Annotated in this window: 23 protein-coding genes; 14 read left to right on the top strand and 9 right to left on the bottom strand. The window is 39.3% G+C overall.

The window, feature by feature from the left end:
• Positions 1 to 54: 54 nt before the first annotated feature.
• Positions 55 to 1,635 carry a glutathione ABC transporter substrate-binding protein gene (locus GNT69_RS03525; RefSeq protein ID WP_203553555.1) on the bottom strand — a complete coding sequence of 527 codons (1,581 nt, stop codon included), beginning with the start codon at positions 1,633 to 1,635 and terminating at the stop codon, positions 55 to 57.
• A 364-nt stretch (positions 1,636 to 1,999) separates the two neighbouring features.
• Here GNT69_RS03525 and nikC point away from each other — a divergent pair, with 364 nt between their 5' ends.
• Genes nikC through GNT69_RS03545 form a run of 4 tightly spaced genes read left to right on the top strand, consistent with a single transcriptional unit; the run spans position 2,000 to position 5,890 of the window.
• A complete protein-coding gene (nikC, locus tag GNT69_RS03530) occupies positions 2,000 to 2,905 on the top strand; it encodes a nickel transporter permease (RefSeq protein ID WP_481747599.1) in 906 nt (301 codons plus the stop codon).
• A gap of 19 nt (positions 2,906 to 2,924) precedes the next feature.
• On the top strand, positions 2,925 to 3,848 hold the full coding sequence (locus GNT69_RS03535; protein WP_203553557.1) for an ABC transporter permease: 924 nt from the start codon (positions 2,925 to 2,927) through the stop codon (positions 3,846 to 3,848).
• Between the two features lie 15 nt (positions 3,849 to 3,863).
• The gene (locus GNT69_RS03540) at positions 3,864 to 4,883 is read left to right on the top strand and encodes an ABC transporter ATP-binding protein (protein WP_203553558.1); all 1,020 of its coding nucleotides are present in this window, start codon (positions 3,864 to 3,866) and stop codon (positions 4,881 to 4,883) included.
• Positions 4,880 to 5,890: a dipeptide ABC transporter ATP-binding protein gene (locus tag GNT69_RS03545; protein WP_203553559.1), complete on the top strand. Its 1,011-nt coding sequence runs from the start codon at positions 4,880 to 4,882 to the stop codon at positions 5,888 to 5,890. Before GNT69_RS03540 ends, GNT69_RS03545 begins: the two co-directional genes overlap by 4 nt.
• 302 nt (positions 5,891 to 6,192) lie before the next feature.
• On the opposite strand, the gene GNT69_RS03550 is transcribed toward GNT69_RS03545, so the two are convergent.
• The 3 genes from GNT69_RS03550 to GNT69_RS25995 form a co-directional block, all read right to left on the bottom strand.
• Positions 6,193 to 6,765, bottom strand: a complete 573-nt coding sequence (locus GNT69_RS03550) for a DUF6155 family protein (protein WP_343206443.1) — start codon at positions 6,763 to 6,765, stop codon at positions 6,193 to 6,195.
• 160 nt (positions 6,766 to 6,925) lie between these two features.
• Entirely contained in the window at positions 6,926 to 7,114 is a 189-nt protein-coding gene (locus GNT69_RS25990; protein ID WP_343206444.1) for a zinc-binding dehydrogenase, read from the bottom strand.
• 217 nt (positions 7,115 to 7,331) lie between these two features.
• Positions 7,332 to 7,595, bottom strand: coding sequence for an alcohol dehydrogenase catalytic domain-containing protein (locus GNT69_RS25995; protein ID WP_343206445.1), 264 nt, complete (start codon positions 7,593 to 7,595; stop codon positions 7,332 to 7,334).
• A gap of 346 nt (positions 7,596 to 7,941) precedes the next feature.
• Here GNT69_RS25995 and GNT69_RS03560 point away from each other — a divergent pair, with 346 nt between their 5' ends.
• From GNT69_RS03560 to katG, 5 genes are all read left to right on the top strand, one after another.
• Positions 7,942 to 8,979 carry a TRAP transporter substrate-binding protein gene (locus GNT69_RS03560; protein ID WP_203553560.1) on the top strand — a complete coding sequence of 346 codons (1,038 nt, stop codon included), beginning with the start codon at positions 7,942 to 7,944 and terminating at the stop codon, positions 8,977 to 8,979.
• Positions 8,980 to 9,088: 109 nt separating this feature from the next.
• Positions 9,089 to 9,565: a TRAP transporter small permease subunit gene (locus GNT69_RS03565; RefSeq protein WP_203553561.1), complete on the top strand. Its 477-nt coding sequence runs from the start codon at positions 9,089 to 9,091 to the stop codon at positions 9,563 to 9,565.
• On the top strand, positions 9,565 to 10,830 hold the full coding sequence (locus tag GNT69_RS03570; protein WP_203553562.1) for a TRAP transporter large permease: 1,266 nt from the start codon (positions 9,565 to 9,567) through the stop codon (positions 10,828 to 10,830). Before GNT69_RS03565 ends, GNT69_RS03570 begins: the two co-directional genes overlap by 1 nt.
• A 533-nt stretch (positions 10,831 to 11,363) precedes the next feature.
• Positions 11,364 to 12,086 (top strand): hypothetical protein, encoded by a 723-nt coding sequence (locus GNT69_RS03575; protein WP_203553563.1) that lies wholly within the window; start codon positions 11,364 to 11,366, stop codon positions 12,084 to 12,086.
• Between the two features lie 395 nt (positions 12,087 to 12,481).
• Positions 12,482 to 14,692, top strand: coding sequence for a catalase/peroxidase HPI (katG, locus tag GNT69_RS03580; protein ID WP_203553564.1), 2,211 nt, complete (start codon positions 12,482 to 12,484; stop codon positions 14,690 to 14,692).
• 295 nt (positions 14,693 to 14,987) lie between these two features.
• Here the strand turns inward: katG and GNT69_RS03585 are convergent, their stop codons facing one another.
• Positions 14,988 to 15,884, bottom strand: a complete 897-nt coding sequence (locus GNT69_RS03585; RefSeq protein ID WP_343206446.1) for a WxLIP family cell surface protein — start codon at positions 15,882 to 15,884, stop codon at positions 14,988 to 14,990.
• 208 nt (positions 15,885 to 16,092) lie between these two features.
• Between GNT69_RS03585 and GNT69_RS03590 the strand changes: the two genes are divergently transcribed.
• The 4 genes from GNT69_RS03590 to GNT69_RS03605 all read left to right on the top strand — a co-directional run bounded on the left by GNT69_RS03590 (position 16,093) and on the right by GNT69_RS03605 (position 18,046).
• Positions 16,093 to 17,214 carry a YibE/F family protein gene (locus GNT69_RS03590; RefSeq protein ID WP_203553566.1) on the top strand — a complete coding sequence of 374 codons (1,122 nt, stop codon included), beginning with the start codon at positions 16,093 to 16,095 and terminating at the stop codon, positions 17,212 to 17,214.
• Between the two features lie 99 nt (positions 17,215 to 17,313).
• Positions 17,314 to 17,517 (top strand): hypothetical protein, encoded by a 204-nt coding sequence (locus tag GNT69_RS03595; protein WP_203553567.1) that lies wholly within the window; start codon positions 17,314 to 17,316, stop codon positions 17,515 to 17,517.
• A gap of 57 nt (positions 17,518 to 17,574) precedes the next feature.
• Positions 17,575 to 17,781 (top strand): hypothetical protein, encoded by a 207-nt coding sequence (locus GNT69_RS03600; protein WP_203553568.1) that lies wholly within the window; start codon positions 17,575 to 17,577, stop codon positions 17,779 to 17,781.
• Between the two features lie 37 nt (positions 17,782 to 17,818).
• Positions 17,819 to 18,046 (top strand): hypothetical protein, encoded by a 228-nt coding sequence (locus GNT69_RS03605; protein ID WP_203553569.1) that lies wholly within the window; start codon positions 17,819 to 17,821, stop codon positions 18,044 to 18,046.
• A gap of 663 nt (positions 18,047 to 18,709) precedes the next feature.
• On the opposite strand, the gene GNT69_RS03610 is transcribed toward GNT69_RS03605, so the two are convergent.
• From GNT69_RS03610 to GNT69_RS03620, 3 genes are all read right to left on the bottom strand, one after another.
• Entirely contained in the window at positions 18,710 to 18,859 is a 150-nt protein-coding gene (locus GNT69_RS03610; RefSeq protein ID WP_203553570.1) for a hypothetical protein, read from the bottom strand.
• Positions 18,860 to 19,314: 455 nt separating this feature from the next.
• Positions 19,315 to 19,473, bottom strand: a complete 159-nt coding sequence (locus GNT69_RS03615; protein ID WP_203553571.1) for a hypothetical protein — start codon at positions 19,471 to 19,473, stop codon at positions 19,315 to 19,317.
• A 137-nt stretch (positions 19,474 to 19,610) separates the two neighbouring features.
• Positions 19,611 to 20,081 carry a VanZ family protein gene (locus GNT69_RS03620; RefSeq protein WP_203553572.1) on the bottom strand — a complete coding sequence of 157 codons (471 nt, stop codon included), beginning with the start codon at positions 20,079 to 20,081 and terminating at the stop codon, positions 19,611 to 19,613.
• Between the two features lie 360 nt (positions 20,082 to 20,441).
• Here GNT69_RS03620 and yiaA point away from each other — a divergent pair, with 360 nt between their 5' ends.
• The gene (gene yiaA / locus GNT69_RS03625; protein ID WP_203553573.1) at positions 20,442 to 20,915 is read left to right on the top strand and encodes an inner membrane protein YiaA; all 474 of its coding nucleotides are present in this window, start codon (positions 20,442 to 20,444) and stop codon (positions 20,913 to 20,915) included.
• A gap of 163 nt (positions 20,916 to 21,078) precedes the next feature.
• Here yiaA and GNT69_RS03630 read toward each other — a convergent pair whose 3' ends face one another.
• On the bottom strand, positions 21,079 to 22,065 hold the full coding sequence (locus GNT69_RS03630) for a diaminopimelate dehydrogenase (protein WP_203553574.1): 987 nt from the start codon (positions 22,063 to 22,065) through the stop codon (positions 21,079 to 21,081).
• Positions 22,066 to 22,454: the final 389 nt, after the last annotated feature.

The following is a 22,454-nucleotide window of genomic DNA, read 5'->3' on the forward strand; positions in this document are numbered from 1 at the left end:
CACACTAAAAAATATATAGCTCCAGCGCCTAGCAAGGCGCTGGAGCTATATAAATTATTGAGTTAATGAAACGTTGTGGAAGAATGGTGTTCCACTAAAGTTAACGAATAATCCAGAGATTCCGTTCATACCATGAACGAAGTCAGGGTGCTGCAAGTACACCATTGGAACTTCGTCGATTAAGATTTGGGAAACTTCTGCATATGCAGCATTACGTTCTTCTTGATCAGTGGATGTACGGCCAGTGTCTATTAACTCATCCACTTTCTCATTAGTGTAGAAAGAACGGTTACCAGGAGAGCCAAGCATAGAAGAATGGAATAAAGCATACAGACCATAGTCAGCATCTCCGGTTACAGTAGTCCAGCCAAGAACAAACATTTCATGTTCTCCAACCGCAGTCTTTTCAAGGAATGCGCCCCACTCAATTGTTTCGATAGAAACCTTGATGCCAATTGCCGCCAGTTGTGACTGAACAAGTTCTGCGATATCTGCGCGTTCTTTACTTCCTTCATTGATGTAAATCGTTGTTTCGAACCCATCAGGATATCCAGCTTCTTCTAATAATGCTTTTGCTGCATCTACATCGAACTCAAGTGGTACAACGTTCTGTGAATTCCCAACAACAGTAGGTGCTAACGGACCAACCGCTGCAAGCCCTTGTCCGTCAAGAATACCATTTACGATGTCTTCTTTATTAATCGCCATTGCAATCGCTTGGCGAACCTTAACATTATCAAATGGTGCTTTGGTTGTGTTAAAGCCTACATAGTCCATACGTGTACCTTCAACTCGGTCAAGTTGAATTCCATCGATACTTTCCACAAGACTAACATCAGAAGACCCGATAAGCATTACATTTGCTTCCCCAGTTTCAAGCATTGCTACACGAGTTGCTTGTTCAGGGACAACTTTGAAAACAATGGAATCAAGGTTTGCATTGTCACCCCAGTAATCTTCAAAGCGGACGAATTTAATTTCAGCACCGCGGTTCCAAGCATCAAATTTGAATGGACCTGTTCCGACTGGATTTTCATCTACCGATTTACCGCCATTATTTTCTTCTTCAATCGCAGAAGGTGCAATAATCGATCCAGCATTATGTGCTAAGTGTGCTGGAAGAGGAGCAAATGGCTCAGCCGTTTTAATATGGACAGTATGATCGTCGATAACGATTACTTCAGTAATCATGTTAAGGACAACCGCACGTGGTGATGCGAACTCAGGGTCGATTAAACGCTCAAGACTCATTTTAACAGCCTCAGCAGTGAAATCAGATCCGTCATGGAATTTGACTCCTTGACGTAAGTTGAATTCCCAAGTTGTATCATCAATTGCATTAAATTCTTCAGCTAAAGCTGGAACAACAGAACCATCCTCTGCATATTCCGTTAAACGATCAAATAGTTGAGTTGTAGCATTTGTAGTCGCAGTATCATTCATACCATGCGGATCCAATGTTGGAGCGTCTGAAGGAGTTACGAACACCAACTCTCCTCCTTCTTGAGTTGCCGGTGTTTCATTAGTATCTGTACCTTCTTCATCGTTTGCAGAATCATTTCCGCCACCACATGCTGCTAGAATTAATCCAAGTGAAAGCATGAGCAAAAAGAATATATTCCTTTTCAGCTTCATTTCATAACCCCCTATATGTATTTTTTTCGTAAAATTAAACACCATGTCTTTTTACATGGGTTCTCAAATAATGATAATTGAATAATTTTCGCTAATCAAGGAATATACCGAAAAACTTTAAGTGTTTTTGAATTTTTATGCGTTAAAGCGATAAAGCGAAAAAAGTTTTTTTAGAATAATTAAACTAAAATGAATATACTATTTTCATAAGGTTTTAAATTATAAAAATACCAAAAATTAGTTATAAAAATAATAGGCATATAACAACCAAACTGTTGTAATATTTAAGAGTAACAGTTAAGATATTACTTATTGTGGAAAATGCAAATTTTGTAGAAATTTATCAAAAAGTGAAAGGAAGGGAATAAAGTTGAGTCAACCAGAACTTCAAACGACAGCAACTGTTCCTGCTAATAAGCTAAGCTCAAGAGCAGCTTCGTGGAGAGCATTCTACCGGAAACTGGCTAAGAACAAAGCCGCTTTAGCAGGGGCATTCATTGTTCTTATATTTTTTCTCTTAGCGCTCTTTGCTCCAATTATCGCACCTCATGATCCACTCCATATCGATATTTCGAAAAAGTTAGAAGGCCCATCAGCTGAACATTGGCTTGGTACGGACGATAAAGGTCGGGATATTTTAAGCCGACTGCTATATGGTTCAAGAATTTCATTGACTGTAGGAGTCTTATCTACAGTGCTTGGTGCTGCTGTGGGAATTTTAATGGGAATTATCGCAGGATATTACGGTCGGTGGATTGATTCTTTATTAATGAGAATTTGTGATGTTTTATTGGCATTTCCAGGTATTTTGCTAGCTTTAGCTATTGTAAGCGTTTTAGGGGCCAGTACGACAAATGTAATTATTGCTGTAGCTTTTTTCGCGATTCCAACTTTCGCACGGATCGTCCGCGGTTCAACTTTAAGTGTGAAAAAACTAGAATATATAGATGCGATACGGGCAATGGGAGCAAGTGATAGTAGAATTATCTTTAAGCATATTCTTCCTAATATCGTCTCTCCTATTATTGTTCAAGCAACACTATATATTGCTTCCGCCATTATTACTGCTTCTGCCCTTTCATTTTTAGGGATGGGGACACAGCCACCAGATCCAGAATGGGGCACGATGCTTAGTCAAGGACGATCTTATATCCGTCAGGCACCACATATTACGCTTTTCCCAGGATTAGTTATTTTGATCGTGGTTATCGGTTTTAACTTATTTGGGGACGGACTGCGCGATGCACTAGATCCGAAATCGAAAAAATAACTATGGGAAGGTGATCTAAATGTTTGTATTTATCCTACGAAGATTATTTCAAACAATCCCTGTCATGATCGGGGTTACATTAGCGGTATTTTTAATGATGCACCTTATCCCAGGTGATGCAGCTAAAATAATGGCAGGAGAAAACGCAAATCCAGAACAAGTAGAACAGATGCGTGAGAATTTAGGTTTGAATGATCCGTTATATGTGCAGTATTTTCGCTTTATCGGGAATGCCATTCAAGGAGACTTAGGTACTTCGATTCGAACTTCACGTTCTGTGACAGAAGAAATTTTTAGTTCTCGTTTTGCGATTACAGTCCAGTTAGCGCTTATCGGGACTGCGGCTGCTGTTTTACTCGGATTAATTGCTGGGATTGTTTCTGCAACTAAAAAATATACATTGGCTGATACCGGCATTATGTTGACTGCATTATTTGGTTTATCGATGCCAAACTTCTGGTTGGGGATTATGTTAATTTATCTTTTTTCAGTTAACTTAGGATGGCTTCCTGTTGCTGGTTGGGGAACATGGCAGCATATTATTCTTCCGGCTATCACCTTAGGTACTGGTGGAGCCGCCATTATTGCAAGGATGACCCGTTCAAGCATGCTTGAAGTATTAAATCAAGATTATATTAGAACAGCTTACTCTAAAGGTGTAAGTGATCGAATTGTTATTTATAAACATGCATTACGTAATGCTTTAGTTCCGGTCGTGACAGTTGTTGGCCTTCAGTTTGGTGGCTTGCTCGGCGGCGCAGTGATTACAGAAACGGTTTTTGCCATCAATGGGTTAGGACGTCTAGTCATTGATTCGATTCGCGCCCATGATTTCCCAATGGTGCAAGGAACAATTCTAGTAATTGCGGTACTTTTTGTTTTTGTAAACTTCCTTGTCGATATTACTTATCGAGTAATTAACAAACGTATTGACTTGAATTAAGGAGGGGGAACTTGAATGACTATATCAAATAGCGATAAAATTCTCGAAGTGAAAGATCTGCGCACCTCCTTTTTCACAGATGAGGGAGAAGTGAAGGCAGTAGATGGCGTTGACTTTGTAATTGAAAAAGGGAAAACGATTGGAATTGTTGGAGAATCAGGGTCCGGTAAAAGTATTACCTCTCTTTCAATTCTTGGCCTTATCGAAGAAGGAATAGGAAAAATAGTAGGCGGGGAAATTCTTTTTAAAGGAGAAAATCTGACCACTAAAACGAAAAAAGAAATGATGAAAATTCGCGGAAATAATATTTCGATGATTTTTCAGGAGCCAATGACTTCGCTCAACCCAACAATAACTTGTGGGGAACAGATCGCTGAATCGATTCGTATCCACCAAAAATTAAACCGTAAAGAAGCTTGGCTAAAAGCAGTTGAAATGCTGGGTCTTGTCGGAATACCATCACCAGAAAAGCGCGCAAAGCAATATCCATTTGAATTATCAGGCGGAATGCGACAGCGGGTGATGATTGCGATTGCTTTAGCTTGTAACCCTGAATTGCTAATTGCAGACGAACCAACTACTGCGCTTGATGTAACAATACAGGCACAGATTCTAGAATTAATAAAAAAATTACAGGAAGACCTTGGTACTTCCTTGATGATGATTACCCATGACCTCGGTGTTGTGGCAGAAATGTGCGATAAAGTTGTTGTTATGTATTGCGGGAAGGTTGTTGAATATGCAGATGCTAAAACAATCTTCACGGAAGCTAAGCACCCGTATACTATCGGTCTATTAAACTCAGTTCCAAAGCATGACCAGGACTATGAGGGAGATTTAGCTGTAATCCCTGGATCTGTACCAAGTCCCTTTAACTTACCTCAAGGCTGTCGTTTTGCACCGAGATGCCCGCATGCAACAGAATTATGCCACTCAGAGCTCCCTGAGTTAATGGAGACGAAAGACGGAGACCAAGTTCGTTGCTGGATTTTTACCGATAAGTGGGAGAAACCAAAGGAGGTTCAACAATCGTGAGTGCTAAAAACTTACTAGAAGTCAAAAACCTCAAACAGTATTTCCCGATTAAAGGGGGCCTTCTAGGGAGAACCGTCAATCATGTTAAAGCAGTTGATGATATTAGCTTTACTGTTCAAGAAGGGGAAACGGTCAGTATCGTTGGTGAGTCTGGTTGTGGTAAATCCACTACGGGAAGAGCTATTCTTCGTTTAGATAATCCATATGCTGGGGAAGTTTTTTTTGATAGTGTCGACCTTCTTGCTTTAAGTAAATCTGAGATGAGAAAGAAACGACAAGATCTTCAAATCATTTTCCAGGATCCATATGCATCTTTGAATCCAAGACAAACAGTAGGTCAAATTTTAGAAGAGGCCTTGGAAATTCAAAATATCGTCCCTAAAAATGAACGTCGTCAGAAAATTGCCGAATTGCTTGAAACTGTAGGAATTGGGGCTCACCAAATCGACCGACATCCACATGAGTTTAGTGGTGGTCAACGCCAGCGTGTTGGGATTGCCAGGGCATTATCGGTTAATCCTAAGCTAATTATTTGTGATGAGGCCGTTTCTGCTTTAGATGTGTCGATTCAAGCGCAAGTGTTGAATCTATTAAAAGACCTCCAACGAAAGTTTGGATTAACATATTTGTTTATTTCCCATGACCTTGGAGTTGTCCGTCATATTTCAGATCGGATTATTGTTATGTATCTAGGAAAGATCGTTGAGGTTGCAGATAAAACATCTTTGTTTGAAAATCCTCAGCATCCTTATACGAACGCTTTGTTATCGGCGATTCCTAGTACTAATATTGAGAATAAAAAAGAGCGGATTATTTTAAAAGGGGATGTTCCGTCACCGATAGATCCACCTATGGGCTGCCGTTTCCATACTCGCTGTCCATATGCTTTTGATCGTTGCAGAAGCGAAGAACCCAAGCTTCACAGCGTCAATGGTACACATCAAGCAGCTTGTCACTTAGTAGAAGATGGAAAAGTAGATTTCTCCAAGCTACCAACTAACTATTGAGTGAAACACCGGGACGGTTCTGGTGTTCCGGTTCAACGTGAAACACCGGGACGGTTCTCGTGTTCCGGTTCAACAGGCTAAAGCGAAAAAAGTCCACGTACCACCCCGTGTCCCAGACGTAATATAACATAGAAAAGCAACCTTCCTAAGCCTTTACTCAGGCTCCAGACGGTTGCTTTTTTCTATTTGTGCCAAACAATATTAATCCGTTCACAAAATCAAGGATTGGAGTGTGGAACAATACTTGTGAAACAAGATTTTTCGGGGCGTCACTGTGACGCACACTCTAATCAATTCCTATCCTACTCTTCTTGCTCATCTTCCATACTATAATAGACCGTATAATAGAGGTCGGCTATCGCATCACCATATCCCCAACCGATTCTCTCTGCTAGTTCTACTACCTTGTACAATCGCTCTTCAAAAGCGTGATAGAATGTTTCATCGGCCGCACACGCTGATATGACTTTGTCATACATGGTAATCATGTTATTATAGAAGCTTTCGTCGATATCTCCAAAAGAGTCGGTGAAATCCGTTCCCATTTCAACATAATATAACAATAAGTCCACAGTTCTCATCTGATCATTTGTCAGCTTTTTAAAATCCAAAATGGCTTTTTTAGCCACTGTTAAGCGCAGTTTCCCATCCCCTCGCTCAGGGAAAAATTCATTCTTCACCTTCTGTTTCGCTTCTTGAAACAGTACCTCGACCGCTTCCTCTCCGTTAAACTTAGTCGACAACAACTGTTTCACTTCTTTATTCGCTTTATACAAATCAACGATTAATTGAATCAATTGTTTCTGATTCAATTCCTTCAGTTCTTTTTTTAAGTCGTTTATTTTAATGATTCCATCAGACTTTTTAACCTGCACTATTTTTTACACTCCTCTTCTTCGGTGAAAACTTTTATACATTCGTTCGCATTTTTATGACAAGATCCTTAATTCTGGATTCCTTGGGCTTTATGCTGGCAAACGAAACGCCGGAACCATCCCCATGGAACATTCCTGTGAAACAAGATTATTCGGGGCGTCACTGTGACGCACACTCGACTCCGATAATCACGTCATAGGTTTGATCATCGTTTACAAAATCCTCTTTTTTATAATCAATCACACGGGTAGCACCAAGGGATTTTGCAATTTCTATGTTTCTAGTACTCACCACAGCGGTCACTTCTGCACCAAATGCCTTCGCAATTTGAACGGCAAATGTCCCCACTCCACCTGAAGCACCATGAATCAGTACTTCCTGTCCGGCCCTTACCCTCCCTTTGTCCCTTATCGCTTGTAATGCTGTCCTTGCTGCATAGGCATGGCAGCGGCTTCAGAGAATGTTAGATTCTTAGGCTTTAAAGCAATTTCTCTCTCATCGATAACTACATACTCCGCAAAAGCGCCCCAACCGCTGCTAGATAAGTCGCCATACACCTCATCTCCTACTTGAAATTGGGTAACATTCCCCCCACTGCCTCCACTATTCCAGACATATCCCCACCTGGAATAGAGTATTTCGGTTTCATAAGGCCAAATGCTAAGCGGGCAAGCCATGGCTTCCCTGTTAATAAAACAAGGTTTGAAAAATTAATCGATGATGCCTGAACTTTTATTCGTACTTGATTTTGTTTTGGTATCGGGGTAGCAACCTCACGTAGTTTAAGAGTGTCTGGTGTTCCATATTGTTCGGAAAAAATTGCTTTCATTTAATCCTCCTCCCAAAAAATAATAAGAAAAGAAGTTATCATACTATGTTCCCGGTAATTTATATATTACAACCCTATAGTTCTGTACCAATCACTTTTTCAAAAATTTTATATATTTTTTACGTTTTTGCTTTAGTCGTAGCTGAGCGGGGTCAAACCCAAAAGCTCATCCATTCCCGTGGAACATTCCTGTGAAACAAGATTAATCGGGGCGTCACTGTGACTTGTTCAAGCAACGTATATTTTTGGAAAATAATTTTTTATAGATAATTTTAAAAAAGATGTTATAATTTATCGTATCTTATCAAATTTTCTGATAAATATAGATGATATAGGGGGACTTTAGATGAAAAACAGCAAATTTTACTGGATGTTGTCAATAATCGTTATGGCTTTCGTTTTAACAGCATGCGGTGGTGGCAATACTAGTAACGAAGATGGAGCTTCTTCAGATGGAAGCACAGACGAAGGACAAACATATTCTTTTAAAGCAGGACATTCACAAACAGAAGAACATCCTTATCACGTTGCATTGGTCGATTTGGCGAAAAATGTCGAAGAGCGTACAGATGGTAAAGTGACAATTGAAATTTTCCCATTAAATCAATTGGGAGCGGAGCGCGAACTGACAGAAGCACTTTCTATCGGAACAGCCGATATGTCTATTTCTTCAACAGCGCCAATCGCAAACTTCTATCCGCAAATTGGAATTGTTGATTTACCGTTCTTATTTGAATCAAGAGACCATGCCTATAATGTCCTTGATGGGGAAGTTGGACAAGGTCTATTAGCTGGTTTAGAAGACAGTGATCTTATTGGTCTTGCTTGGGCTGAAAATGGTTTCCGTCATATTACAAACGGAAAGCAAGCAATTACAAAACCTGAAGACTTAAAAGGCTTAAAAATCCGTACGCAAGAAAATCAAATTCACCTTGATGCCTTTACAGCGTTAGGCGCGCAACCTACGCCAATGGCTTGGAACGAAGCACTAACCGCCCTTCAACAAGGAGTCGTTGATGCACAGGAAAATCCACTAATTATTTCAGAAACGTATAAGCTTCATGATGCAAACCAAACTCATATGACTTTAACAGGACATATCTACTCTCCTGCAGTTGTCATGTTCAGTAAACCAATTTGGGATACTATTCCTAGTGAGTATCAAGATATTCTTCGTGAAGAAGCAAAGATTGCTGGAGACAAAATCCGCGATCTTAGTACACAAGCTGACCAAGATTCTTTACAGTTCGTAAAAGACAACGGTGTACAAGTTGTTGAAGACGTTGATGTGACGCCATTCCGTGAAGCCATCCAGTCTGTATATGAAAAATACGAGCCACAATTCGGAAAAGAAAACATCGAAGCAATTTTAAACGGAAATTAATTAGAAAAGCGCAAGCAAACTAAAAGTTATACTTTCTTATTTAATAAAAACAGAAAACTTGGGGAGTGCTTTGCACAATCCAAGTTTTTTCTAATAAGGGGAATATAGAGTGGCCAAAAAGTTCGTTAACTTATTAAATACATGCATAAAATGGATCCTTTTTATTCTTTTCTTTGTTTTAGTCGTTGTTGTTTTTCTACAAGTTCTTTTCCGCTTTGTATTTGAACAACCATTGGCTTGGACAGAGGAATTATCTCGTTATCTACTCGTGTGGCTAACATTCCTTGGAGCCGGCTATGGGATGAGTATCAAGGCCCATCCTAGTGTTGAAATTCTTTACGAAAAAGCCGGTCCCGCCTTAAAAAAGGTTCTTTCTGTTGTTACTACCGTGTTAATCATCTTTTTCTTTTGGCAAGTAATCGTAAATAGCTTGGAGTTTATTGGTAAAAGTATGACCCAAACATCCCCTGTTTTAAGACTTCCCATGGGCTTGATCTATACAGTCATTCCAATTTCAAGTGTGCTGTTTGTGATTAACCTCCTATATGTAGTCATTACTGAGTGGAGAAAGGAGGCGAAGAATTAATGGCATGGCTATTATTCGGGTTATTACTTGTTCTTTTCCTCATCAATATTCCAGTTGCCGTTGCTCTCGGACTAGCCTCCGTAATTGTTCTCATGATTCAAGATAGTGTTCCATTAATGGTCATCATCCAAAAGATGTTCACCTCAACGGACTCTTTTACCTTAATGGCGATTCCTTTCTTCGTATTAGCAGGAAAGTTAATGGAAGTAGGAGGAATTTCTAAGCGACTTGTCGATTTCGCGATGACGATTGTCGGAAGAATGCATGGAGGCTTAGCGATTGTATCGATTGTTACCTGTATGTTTTTTGCAGCGATTTCCGGATCGGCTGCAGCAACAACAGCCGCTGTCGGGGCGATTCTTATCCCCGCCATGGTAAAAAAAGGATACGATAAAAGCTTTGCGACGGCGATTCAGGCCGCCGGTGGAACGGTAGGAGTAATGATTCCACCAAGTGTACCGCTGATTTTATTTGGCGTCATTGCTGGAACATCGATTGGCGATTTATTCATTGCAGGCGTATTACCGGGAATTTTAGTTGGATTTTCACTAGTTTTAGTTGCCTATTTTATTTCACGAAAGCACGGCTATGGAAAAGAGGATAAAAGCTCCGCTCGTGAAGTTTTCACAGCATTTAACAAGGCAATCCTAGCGATTTTAATGCCCGTTATTATCCTTGGTGGAATTTACGGGGGGATCTTTACGCCAACAGAAGGATCCGTTGTTGCTGTCGTCTATGGATTAATCGTTGGTCTTGTCATCTATCGAGAGATAAAGTTGAAGGATTTGCCTCAAATCTTTATTTCATCAGCAGTTACTTCGGCGGTCATCATGTTTATCATTTCTTGTGCGTCCATTTTTGGTTTTATCTTAACAAGGGAACAAATTCCGTTACAACTATCAAACGCAATGCTGGAGATTTCATCTAATCCAATTGTCGTACTACTGATTATTAATCTGATCCTATTAATCGTCGGTACGTTCTTAGAAACTTCGGCGGCCATTATTATTTTAGCACCGATTCTCCTTCCTGTTGTCACGGCAATTGGAATTGACCCGGTTCACTTCGGAATCATCATGGTTGTTAACCTTGCGATCGGATTTATCACACCTCCTATTGGAATCAACTTATTCGTGGCATCCAACATCGCAAACGTACGATTAGAGAAAATTGTTAGGGCCATCATTCCCTTCCTAATTATCTTAATCGTCGATGTCATCATCATCACTTTTGTTCCATCCATTAGTTTGTTTTTTTTAGATTGATGTCGGGATGGTTCTGAACTGAAACCAAAAAATTATCTATGGATTTAGACAGCTATAATGGATTGTTCTCTGTATTGTGCGGGGGGCAATCCATTTTAGCTTTACTTTATTGCTTTGGCCTTCTTCAATGCCAGGCAATTGTTGCTAATAACGACTACAATTATCCCCACCCTAAACCTTTTATAATTTCCTACCGCACAAAAAAAAGAGACAGACAATAATCCCACCCATCTCCCGTGGAACAATTCCTGTGAAACAAGATTATTCGGGGCGTCACTGTGACCATATTCAATGTATAATAATAGTAGCAAGAACATAAAATGGAAATTGACCAAGTGCGCGAACACTCTGTTTGTGCCCCCACTATGATACTGTAATCTAGAGTTTTAAGAAAAAGAGTTCTTAAATTAATTGGTAGATTAGTTGAGTTTGAACGACAAAACCGAAGTGATAATGGCACTAAAGTGATCACTATAACAGATTAACGCTAAACACTTTTGCTGAACGGGAGTCAGGCCCCAAGGAGGTAATACATGACTTTCGAAATTATTTTGATCGGTTTATTTTATATAATCATTTATTTATATGCTTATAAGTTAATCCCTTCGAATCGAATGAAGCGAAAAATGTGGATTTCTTTTGTCGGCGGAATGGCCGCTGCCTATGTTTTTGTCTATGTTTTGCCTTATTTTCATGACCATCAACAAGCGATTAAGGAAGAGTATGGGCGATTGGCAACACAAACTGAATTATATTTTGTCGGTTTAATAGGGTTACTTATTTTCTATGGTGTTCAAAAGTATGTAGAGCATGGGAGATATAGTAAAAAAGCAGATAAAGAACCCCGTTTTTGGGTACAAGTGATTTTCTTTGCGATTTATAACATGCTTATTTCTTACAGCATTGTTTCCACAGACATCAGTGGAGTAAAAGCGATCTTTTATGCCACTGCAATTGGTCTTCATTTCTTAGTAGTTGCCCATGATATATGGCGATACAACCCTGATCTTTATGTTACAATAGGACGCTTCATCATGGCTTCAGGTGTGTTTATTGGATGGATGATGGGGATGTGGCTGTCCATTTCCTATTTAATCGAAGCAATCATTTTTGCTTTTATTTCTGGAGCAATGATCCTCAACGTTCTTAGCAACGAATTACCAAGACACCGAGAAGCTCATTTCCCAACATTCGCCTTTGGAGTCATACTATATACAAGTGCAACAATGGTATTAAAATTGTTTTTTGAATGGTAAAAAATCAGAAGCATTTCAAGCTTCTTTATTAGTATTAGATGGGTGGAGAAATAGCATTGAACTCTACCACTCCCGTGGAACATCCTGTGAAACAAGATTATTCGGGGCGTCACTGTGACTGACCTTCACATTTTGTACAACTTTGTTAAACGTAAATAGACGCTATTATTGTTATACTTAAGGAAGTATATTTATTTCTCTTTCAAAGTTATTTTTTTTGCCTTTAAAACATAAGTTTATTTTAGTATGCACATTACTTTTAATTTTAAACGTAATTTACTATAATAATTACATAGTAATAATTATATTTTAACAATAAATATAATTATAGTTTTAGAGTTTTTAAAACTAGCTGCATAACTGCAAATATTTATATAGAAGGAGAGATACAAACTATGGATGCGAAAGACAGTAAGAATATCGGAGGTTGCCCATTCCACGGTGGTGCTACTAGCAATCATTCAAGTGGTACGACGAACCGAGAGTGGTGGCCAAAAGCATTAAATTTGAATATTCTCCATCAGCACGACAGAAAATCGAACCCAATGGGAGAAGATTTTGATTATGCAGAGGAATTCCAAAAGTTAGATTATGAGGCACTTAAGGAAGATATCAAAGATTTAATGAAAACAAGTCAAGACTGGTGGCCTGCAGACTATGGCCATTATGGTCCATTCTTTATTCGGATGTCTTGGCACGCTGCAGGTACGTATCGTCTAGGTGACGGCCGCGGTGGTGGCGGAACTGGGAACCAACGCTTTGCGCCACTGAACAGCTGGCCTGATAACACAAGTTTAGATAAAGCTCGCCGACTTCTATGGCCCATTAAACAAAAATACGGGAACAAAATTTCTTGGGCAGATCTACTTCTTTTGGCAGGTAACGTGGCAATTGAAGATATGGGAGGCCCAGTCATTGGTTTTGGAGCAGGACGTCCAGACATTTGGCACCCAGAAGAAGACATCAACTGGGGAGACGAAACAGAATGGTTAGCGAATAATAATCGTTTAGAAGACGGTCAACGTGAGAATCCACTTGCTGCCATTCAAATGGGACTTATTTATGCAAACCCAGAAGGTCCAGACGGAAAACCGGACCCGATTAAAAGTGCTCAGGAAGTCCGGGAGACCTTTGCACGTATGGGAATGAACGATGAGGATACAGTTGCCCTTATTGCTGGAGGTCATACCTTTGGTAAGGCACATGGTGCAGGCGACGCTGCTCAAGTTGGTCCAGAACCAGAAGCTGCTCCCCTTGAAGCACAAGGCTTAGGTTGGCAGAGCACATATGGAAAAGGCTTCGGTCGCGACACGATCACTAGCGGATTAGAAGGTCCTTGGACTCCTAACCCAACTGAATGGGATAATGGTTACTTTGATATGTTATTTGGCTATGAATGGTGGCTCACAAAGAGTCCAGCAGGCGCGTGGCAGTGGATGGCTGTTGATCAAGATGAAGAGCATCTTGCACCAGACGTAGAAGATCCATCGATTAAAGTTCCAACAATCATGTTTACTACAGATATGGCAATGCGTTTTGATCCTGAATATGAAAAGATTTCTCGACGTTTTCATAAAAATCCAGATGAGTTCGCAAACGCATTTGGACGCGCATGGTTCAAACTTTTACACCGTGACATGGGTCCGAAATCAAGGTATCTAGGTCCGGAAGTTCCAGAGGAGGATTTCATCTGGCAAGATCCTGTACCAGCTGGGAATTATGATTTAACAGATGTAGATATCGCTGAGCTTAAAGCAAAAATTTTAGATTCCAAACTTACGGTTAGCGAGCTAGTGACCACTGCTTGGGCTTCCGCAAGTACGTATCGTGGCTCTGACAATCGAGGCGGCGCTAACGGCTCCCGCATCCGTCTTGCTCCACAGAAGGATTGGGAAGTAAATGAGCCGGAACAACTTGCAAAAGTACTTGATGTTCTAGAAGGCATCCAAAGTGAATTTAATAAAGAAGTCAGCCTTGCCGATTTGATTGTTCTAGGCGGTAGCGCTGCAATCGAAAAAGCGGCACGAGATGCAGGCTTTGATGTAACCGTTCCGTTTGCTCCAGGACGTGGGGATGCAACACAAGAGCAAACAGATGTAGAAGACTTTGAAGTGTTTGAACCTTTTGCTGATGGATTCCGCAACTATCAAAAGGAGCAGTATAGTATAGGTTCAGAAGAACTTCTCATTGACAAAGCTCAGCTGTTAAACCTTACAGCACCAGAAATGACCGTTCTTATTGGTGGTATGCGTGCCCTCGGCACCAACTACCGTGGCACTAAGCACGGTGTTTTCACGGACCGTGTCGGTCAACTTACGAACGACTTCTTTGTTAACTTATTAGACATGGGCATCGAGTGGAAGCCTGCTGGGGAAAATGTCTATGAAGGACGTAATCGTCAGACAGGGGAAGTCGTGCGGACAGCAACTAGAGTCGATCTAGTGTTCGGTTCAAACTCCGTTCTGCGTTCCATCGCAGAAGTTTATGCGCAGTCTGATAACAAAGAGAAGTTTGTGAAGGACTTTATCGCAGCCTGGGTCAAGATAATGAACGCAGATCGCTTCGACCTAAAGACCGTTAATAAAAATAAGATTCAAATTGGGTAATCATTCGCTTTCAAACCGAAAAGGATACTCTAATGCACGTAAGAAACCAAGTCTAATATGGCTTGGTTTCTTTTTCTAATTGACAGCTCCCACAGCTGAAGCAGTGGCTTACCCGTTCAGGAAGCTCTGTATAAAATTTTGCCACATCACATGCTTTCATACAGCAATCTGTGGCTTTTTTTAATGGATTACACATGGCCAGCATTACCCTTCTAATGATTCGACCAAATGTATAGAATCGATAGGACGTTTATCGACAAAATTCGAGGAATTTCGGGGCGTCACTGTGACGGCACTATTCCTTCCCCACGCGTTTCTTCAGCCGAATAATGATAACTAGCAAAATGACAATGATGCTGCTTAATGAAATAATTCCAAGCAAATACCAGTTCATTTCTGGTTCTTCTAATTCAACAGCTTCCGTGTTTAATGCCACTGCTTCCTCATCTATTGTAAACTCTTCTTCCCATTGCCATTGATCTTGCTCTGTAGTGGCTGTCAGTTTTAATCGATACGTTCCTTGTTCTAGCCTTTGATTTTTCCAGTCAATCACAACATCCAGATTCGAGTTTGGGGCCATACTGATTTTATTCATGACCTTCTCGTGCAAAACATCTGATTCTCCATTTTTATAGATGGAAGCATGAACGTCGAGATTGCTTATGAGCACCGGTTCGCTGTTTTGGATATTGGCAACAACAGCTGTCCGGTAGTTAACGAGATCAGGTCGAATCGAGTTGAAGTGAAGCTCAGGGAATACTTCATGGTCATCTTCCCGCAATTGGACTCCGATCACATAAGCGTATTTATTTTGAATTTGGACTGCCTGTGAAGACTCAGCTTCGTCGTCGTTGATTTTTTCAAAATGGAGGCCCCCTAAAATGATGCCGCCAAATTCTTCTTCAGGCATGGAAAGTTGAGCTGTGACGACCTTAGAACTCTTTGACGGAACAGTAATTTCATCTTCTTCGATTATTAAGATTGTATTCAGAGGGATTTTTAAACTTGGATCAAGCTCTTCAATTGGCTCATAAACAACGAGGCCATTTTGGTTTGTCGAGGCATTATAAACAGACACCTTCACTTTCAGCTCTTCATTGCCACTGTTATAGACAACGGTTTCAAGCTCTTGTTCCTGATTCGGTCTCATTCGCAAATCAAAATACGTTTTTTGTTTGTTTCGGGGCGTCACTGTGACGCTAAAAAAATCTTCTTGTATTTATTTCTCCATAGTTTCTTCAAAATTTCCAGATAAGATTATATCCAGCACAATCTTAGATTTCAAAAAAATTATGTAGGTTTTTATAGAATGGTCAATAAAATAATGCTGTTGATCCAATGAAATATATAAACTAACCGGTATTTTGTTAAAAAACTTTAAATGGAGCAGGGTTATTCTTATGAAAAAAGTTATCTCAATATCTACATTGATTCTATTAATTCTAGTTTTTAATACTGTTGTTTATGGCGCAGAAGAAGAAACGTTATCAATAGAGAGGCCAAAGGCAATAGTAACGGAAATAATAGAGACCAATAAAGAACTAGATCTACAGACCGGTATTTACATCGGGTTTCAAATTGTTGAAGTAGAGATATTATCAGGAATTTTTCAAGGAGAGCTAGTTTTTGCTGAAAAATTTAATTATCCAGGCGATGCGAATTTTTGGTTAGAAGAAAAGGACAACATTTTGATTCAAATAGAAGTAGTAAATGGAGAAATAATTACTGCGGATATAGTGGATTATACTAGAGATTATTCAACCTTGATCTTAGTAAGTATTTTTATTGCCTTGTTGATTTTCTTCGGCCAAAAGCAAGGGTTGAAATCTGTTTTAACGTTAGGTTTAACACTATTTCTTCTTTTTAAAGTAATGATACCGCTACTATTTGCAGGATACAACCCAATATTATTAGCGTTAATCACAGGTGGTATTGTTACAGCTACTACATTTTTAATCGTTAGTGGTTTTACTAGAAAAACTCTATCTGCATTAGCTGGTACAGTTGGAGGCTTATTCTCTGCTGCTGTTATATCCTTCATTTTTTCGAGAACGATGAATCTATCAGGGTTGCATGGTGATGAGGAAAGAATGCTATTAGTAACTACTTCGTCGGAACTGAGCATGGACTTTACAGGATTGCTTTTAGCAGGAATCATTATCGGTGCCTTAGGTGCAGTAATGGATGTCGCCATTTCCATTGCTTCATCCATGGATGAGGTCCAAAAAGTGGATCCGGATATATCTAAAAAACGCTTGTTCACTTCAGGAATGAATGTAGGAAAAGATATTATGGGCACGATGGCAAATACATTGATATTAGCGTATGTAGGGGCCGCCTTGCCATTATTACTCATTCTATATTCACTAGAAAGTCCTATTTTTGAATTAATTCACTTGGAATTTTTAGTAGTGGAGATACTACGAACAGTAGCAGGAAGTATTGGTTTAATATTATCCATTCCAATAACTGCGATCGTTATGGTACTACTAATCAAAACACGAACTAGCTCAACTCTATAAAAAATACAATCTACCAGACAGTTTCACCACAATTAATTTTTCTAATGTAGGTCAATTTGGGGATGGAAATTGTGTAACCAATAATTAGGAGGAAATGTTATGGATTTATCCTATTTAGTGCTTCTTTTATGTCCGTTAATGTTGATTTTCATGTTTTTTATTATGAAAGGTATGCATGGTAAAAATGGTCATTCTGAACAGCATAAATCAGATGCAATTGAATTAAAGAAAAATATGGAAAAGTTAATGGAACAAAATGAAATACTCGCAAAAGAAATTGAATCAATGAAGCGAAACAGATAATCTACAATTCTTTAAGTTACTAAAAATGGATTTTTATATGGAAGGAGGTAATATAAAATGGACTCTTCATTATTAACCGTTGCTCTATTGGTATTGTTGGTCTTTATGATGTTTAAATGTGGAAAAAGTATGGCAGGAAAAAAAGCTGGGTGTTGTGGACCTAAAGTAACATCTAAGACAACATCCAATGAATTGGTGTCGAAGTTAGACCACATAGAAAAGCAAAATGAAATACTAAAAAAGGAAATTAATGAAAGAAAATAATTCAAAAAACACGTTGTCATTGGATAGGAGGAAGGATTTGGATAACTATTTGTTGTTAGCGATAATTGCTTTAAAAGGGGTATGTTTATTCTTCTGCTGGAAAGCTATATCTGTATCTACTAAAAATAATAAAGGCTCACAAAATAATACTAGCTTACCAGACGAAGAAACAGAAATGCTGAATGAAAGAATGAATCGAGCAATCGTACAAAATCAGCAGCTTCAAAAAGAACTACAAGCTTTGAAGAAATATGGAGAAAAATAATACGAATTGATTAATAAATAGATGCCTGCATATAACTTGGCATCTGTTTTTTTATTCTTCAAGGTTTTTCTGCATTTTTTTAGGTAATAGGCGAGAACCCTCGTGACTTCAGTCATGAGATGAATCGCCTTCGGATACGGTCTAGTGCTAGAAAATCGCGAGATTTTGTACTAGATTAAGCATCCGACATGTCAGCTAATCTTTTTGTATCCCACATTATACATGCTATAATATAACTAGAAATTGTTCTTTGAAAACTGAACATATAGGGTTGATGCAGGAAAAGCTCTGCATCGTAAAATGTTCAAGCAACACGAACAAAAAACCGTTACATGTAGCGATAGCCAAGCGCATGTGATTATCAATACGGGGTTCGCTTGGTTCCTCGTCAAACAGTTCACCTCTTAAATGAGGTGATTGAATCGGTATGCCAACGGGCGTATATTGGGCTGTTGATACCAGGAGGCGATTTTTGCCTTCACAAGTTCGTGACTTCAGTCATGAGTTGTTGACTAGGCTTAGATTAAAAATGAAAGTGAAACTGTAACCGTCATCTAATCCGAAGAAACCCATTGTACTATTGGCAGCTTAGTTGAATAACAAAAAAGCCAGCAATATCAGCCAGCTCTTCTTGTATTACAATCCACTTGTTAAAAGAAACGCCTAGTCTTCCATAAAAATTCGTGCGTAGTATTCCGTTTCTTCATCTAATTTATTGTCTTTTCTCAATTCCTCGATTGTTTCTTTTCGTTCATCTTCAATCATTTGAAAACTTCCTGACACATTCGGTGCTTTCTCTTTGTTTTTATCCATACCTGCACCCCTCCATCTAATTTATATTACGGTATTGATTTCCCTTTTTATTTTGTGCTTAATTGATTACTTTATTCGAATGCTCATTATGGTTTCTTATTCATGCAAGTGCTAGAGATGCAGATCTATTCGGACATGAACATAAGACTCGTTACGAAGGGGATTTTTTAAAAATTTATGGCCCTCTAATACCTTCTGGAACATTCGCACTCTTCTGAGGCAGTTTATCCCCCACTTATTTTTACTAGATGACCTGACGTCTTGAAGTGGGGGTAACTCGCATGAAAATAGCATTTTCATACATGTTGGTGAAGCTTGCTACATGGTTGACTGCCAGTTAATCTGCGATAAAAATTGAATGGTTTTTTGAAAAAGGCAAAATTAAAAATAACTGGGTTATTGATGAACTTTTTAGAAATCCAATTTTTTAGCAGCGGAACAAAAATCGTTTTTCGTTACCGCTTATTCTGAGATTTATTATGATGATAATGGCGTTGTGGACTCATATGTGAGATGGATACATTTAAAACATTTGCAGCTATTCTTGCGTTTCTGTCGTCGTCCTTTGCCTTTTGAATGATCTGGCCAACATACCGTGGTGTGTGTTCAAACATAACAATTCACTTCCTTTGTCTAATTTTTTCTATTTTCCCCATAAGTGAATTAATCAATCCCAAATAAACCTACAGAGCTCTCTAATAAAGTAAGCCCTTTCATCCTATAGGAAAATATAAAAACCGGTTATGGCCTATCACCCTGACACGCCATAACCGGTTCTTCTCTTCCTAAATATCCACCTAATCACCAAATACACAATCACACCTACACTTGCTCCAGCACCATCTATAAGCACATCCTTGATCTCAGCACTTCTCCCCGGGATAAAAAGCTGGTGAACTTCATCAAAAACGGCATACAGAATACAAATGGTCAGGACAATTCCAATTCTTCGATAACCTTGAAATTTCCCGCACCGCCTCAAGGCAAACATCACCAACATGCCCAGCACAAAAAAGTTGAAAAAGTGGGCATTCTTTCTTACGGTATGATTTAAGCTTCCTGCATTAAACTCCATATTCGGAGCAATCTTTTCAACCTTTTCGGCAATCGTCTCTGTCACTCTTGTACTTAGCTCATTTGAAACGGCAGCTGGTTGATGTGAAAAATAAAAAATAACTGCCATCCAAAGAATGACAGCCGTCCAAGAAATGATTTTATCCATATATAAGTTCCTTCTAATTTCATAGTAAAAGTCAAATTATTCTTTATTAGTTAAATAACCTGTTAACACAATTAAGTCTATCATACAAGAACATCAACAAAAAACCAATCAATAATAACATTAAACCCGCACTTAAAAATATCACTTTAACACATTAACGCTGGACACTTTAGCTGAGCGGGGGTCTGACCCCAAAATTGCGCGTGGAACATTATCCTGTGAAACAAGATTTTTCGGGGCGTCACAGTGACCGCGCTTCTAATTATTCGAAAATTCTATATAATGAATATAAGTGGAGTTCTACAAGTGTATCTGCGGTGCTCCAAATAAAAAAGCGAAAAGGATGGGGGCGATAATGCAATGTCTAATGATAATGAGGTTGAGGTTGTAGTAGATAAAGAAAAACAAGATGCTTCAAATATCAAATTAGAAAGAAAAGAGGGTGAACCGACCCCTGCTTTCAAAGGGGCTTCCTGGGCAGCACTGTTAATTGGTGTTACGTCTTATTTGATTGGTCTGTTTAACGCATCTATGCAACTGAACGAAAAAGGATATTACTTTGCAATTTTGATTTTTGGACTGTATGCAGCGGTATCGTTACAAAAAGCAGTAAGGGATAAAGACGAGGGAATCCCAGTTACGAGTATCTATTATGGGATTAGTTGGCTTGCACTTATTATTTCTATTTCATTAATGGCCATCGGTTTATACAATGCAGGCAGTATTGTTTTAAGCGAAAAGGGATTTTACGCAATGGCATTTGTTCTTAGTTTGTTCGCAGCGATCACAGTTCAGAAGAATATTAGAGATACACAGAGAGCTAGGGAAAGATAGAGCATGGGGAAACAGGGGGACGGTTCTCGCGTTTCATAGAAAAGGTAAAATAACCTCTCCTTTCTCCCTTGAAACAAGTTTATTCTGGGCATCAGCGACAGAAAGTTAAGTTGGGAAAAAATAGGGAAACGGCAGAACCGTCCCCCTGTTTCACGACTACCGACTACAATAAGTCTCTTCTCAAGTCCTCGGCAGATCTTGGAGATAATAGTCCTGGTGCAACATCAAAAACAGATTTCGCACCAGCTTGTCCTTCTTTATTCAAACGATAAGCTGCTCTCGCGTAAGCCACTAGTACACTTGCGGTAAATTCCGGATTGCTATCTAAGTTAAGTGAAAATTCAACGATTTGTTTCGTGTCTTCCCCTGATTTACCACTGCGAATAACAAATCCACCGTGCGGCAATTTTGAGTGATTTTCCTTTAATTCTTCTGCTGTAATAAAGTTTACTTCTGTATCATAGTCAGCAAAGTAGTTAGGCATTGTTTTAATTTCATTTTCAATTTTTGCGGTATCATAACCTTCTTCCGCGACCACATAACAAACACGACGGTGTTTTTCACGTGTAGATAATTCAGGGTTTACACCACTCTTCACTTTTTCAATCGCTTCATCAACTGGTACGGTGTATTGAACACCAGCTGCAACACCCTCTACTCTGCGAATCGCATCTGAATGTCCTTGGCTAAGTCCTTTGCCCCAGAACGTATACGTTTCACCAGCCGGTAAAATCGCCTCTGACATTAGGCGATTGAGTGAGAATAAACCTGGATCCCAGCCGACAGAAATAATACTAGTCTTGCCATTCTCTTTTGCTGCGCGATCAACCTCACTAAAATATTCAGGAATCTTTGCATGCGTATCATAACTATCGATCGTATTAAACATTTTCGCAAAATAAGGCCCTTGTTCTGGAAGATCAGTTGCTGAACCTCCGCATAAAATCATGACATCAATTTTGTCCTTATATTGTTCGGCACTGGAAATATGTAATACCTCTACATTCGGCTCATTTATTGAAAGAGTTTCAGGTGCTCTTCTTGTGAAAATAGCCACAAGCTCCATGTCTGAACATTTCTTAATTGCCTCAATTGCTCCTCTTCCAAGGTTGCCATAGCCGACAATTCCAACTTTCATTTGATTGCTCATATTCATTTCGCCACCTATCTTTTATTTTCATTATAGATTCGCAATTTAAAACTTAAACCTCGATACCTCGGGTCGAGGCCTTAAGTCCAAGCTATCAGCAGAATCTTTTTCACTGTATTCATTCTATAGATTTTTCAGCAAAAAAACCACCCTGCAACATTCATATAATCGATTTTTTCTGAATAGCGTCACTGTGACGCCCCGAAAAATCTTGTTTCACAGATTGTTCCACGGATTCCCCCCTGCTGTCATAGTTTTGGGTAAGCATCTAGCTTTTCGGTCATATGAGTGTATGAGCTTCATTGGTTTAGTTCAGTAGCGACAAAAATGTTAAGTCCCCCAGAGCTCAAAGAGCTGAGCGGGGGGCACCCCTGAAAACAGTGACTTCC

The organism is Bacillus sp. B15-48, from assembly GCF_016879755.1.
In the GTDB taxonomy this organism is placed as follows: Bacteria; Bacillota; Bacilli; order Bacillales; family Cytobacillaceae; genus Mesobacillus_B.